Below are 1,818 nucleotides of genomic sequence, written 5' to 3'. Positions count from 1 at the left end.
TCGGCAATTGTTCAACCCCCAGTTGTATTTGGTGGCCTACGGGCGCATCTACGCCAACGCCGGTGCGATGACGCCCGGAGTCACCGGGGAGACCGCGGACGGCATGTCACTGGAGAAGATCGGCGGCATCATCGGCGCCTTGCGCGCCGAGCGTTACCGATGGTCTCCGACCCGGCGGGTCTACATCGAGAAGAAGGGATCGACGAAGAAGCGACCGCTGGGCATGCCGCCCTGGTCGGACAAGCTGGTCGCCGAGGTCGTGCGTCTGCTCCTTGAGGCGTACTACGACGTCCAGTTCTCCGACCGTTCCCACGGTTTCCGCCCCGGGCGGGGCTGCCACACCGCGCTCAGTGAGGTGGTGGAAGTCTGGAAAGGGACGCACTGGTTCATCGAGGGAGACATCTCCGACTGCTTCGGCAGCCTCGATCACGAGGTGATGCTGTCGACGCTGGCGGAGAAGATCCACGACGGCCGGTTCCTGCGACTGATCAGCCACATGCTCAAGGCCGGATATCTGGAGGAGTGGCGTTGGCACGCCACGCTCAGCGGCGCGCCGCAGGGCGGAGTGGCCTCCCCGATCCTCTCGAACATCTACCTTGACCGGCTGGACCAGTTCATCGAACAGTCTCTGCTGCCTGAGTACAACCGGGGCCTGCGTCGGCAGCCCAACCGGGCGTATCAGGTTATCGGTTACGCGATCGACAAGGCCAAACGGCACGGCGACCGGGAAGCGGTGCGGGCGCTTCGGCTTCAGCGCCGCACCTTGCCGAGTCAGGACCCGAACGATCCGAACTACCGGCGGCTGCGCTACGTCCGTTACGCCGACGACTGGCTCCTGGGGTTCGCCGGCCCCAAGCACGAAGCCGAGAAGATCACGGCGAGGATCGGCGAGTTCCTGCGCGAAGAACTCAAGCTGGAGCTATCGAAGTCCAAGACCGTGATCACCCACGCCACCAGCCAGGCGGCGCACTTCCTTGGCTATGAGATCCGAGCCCAGCACTCCGACACGAAGATCACCCGCAACCGTCGGGCGGTCAACGGAGCGATTGGCCTGTTCGTGCCCAAGCAGGTGATCAGGCAGAAATGCGCTCTCTACATGAGTAAGGGACAACCCGCGCAGCGCGGCATGTTGCTTCACGATGAGGACTTCACGATCGTCGCGAAGTATCAGGCCGAGTACCGGGGTTTGGTCCAGTACTACCTTCTCGCCCAGGACGTATTCCGCCTGGGCAGGCTCCAGTGGGTCATGGAGACCTCGCTGCTGAAGACGCTGGCCGGGAAGCATCGGTCGACGGTCACGAAGATGGCTCGCAAGTACAAAAGCATCGTCGAGACATCCGAAGGACCGCGCACCTGTCTGACCGTCACTGTCCCACGCGACCAGGGAAGGAAACCACTGGTCGCCCGCTTCGGTGGGCTCCCGCTCAAACGACAGCGCACGGCAGTTCTCGCCGACCAGCGGCCGGTCATGGCCAGCGCGAAGCGAAACGAGCTGATTCACCGGCTCCTCGCCGAGCGCTGCGAGATCTGCGAAGCCCGGACGAATCTTGAGGTTCACCACGTCCGCAAGCTCGCCGACCTCAACCGGCCCGGACGCCGGGACAAGCCCGCATGGGTGCACCTGATGGCAAAGCGACGGCGCAAGACCCTAGTGATCTGCCGCCGCTGCCACGAGGACATCCACGCCGGGCGAGGCACCGCACCACCACGGAAGTAATCACTGGAGAGCCGGATGCCGGGAAACTGGCCAGTCCGGTTCGGGAAGGGGCCGTCGAAAAAGGACCTCCACAGAGGCACCTCGTCGGCGGCCTACTTCAC

Annotated in this window: 1 protein-coding gene; it reads left to right on the top strand. The window is 64.1% G+C overall.

Features of this window, described 5'->3' with window-relative positions:
- A partial coding sequence (locus tag ACSDR0_RS50380) for a reverse transcriptase domain-containing protein (RefSeq protein WP_435296095.1) occupies positions 1-1,717 on the top strand: 1,717 nt, incomplete at its 5' end.
- Between the last annotated feature and the right edge of the window lie 101 nt (positions 1,718-1,818).

The organism is Streptosporangium sp. G11, assembly GCF_051192615.1.
Taxonomy (GTDB): Bacteria; Actinomycetota; Actinomycetes; order Streptosporangiales; family Streptosporangiaceae; genus Streptosporangium.
Note: the sequence above shows the minus strand (reverse complement) of the source record. Positions and strands in the feature narration are given on the sequence as shown.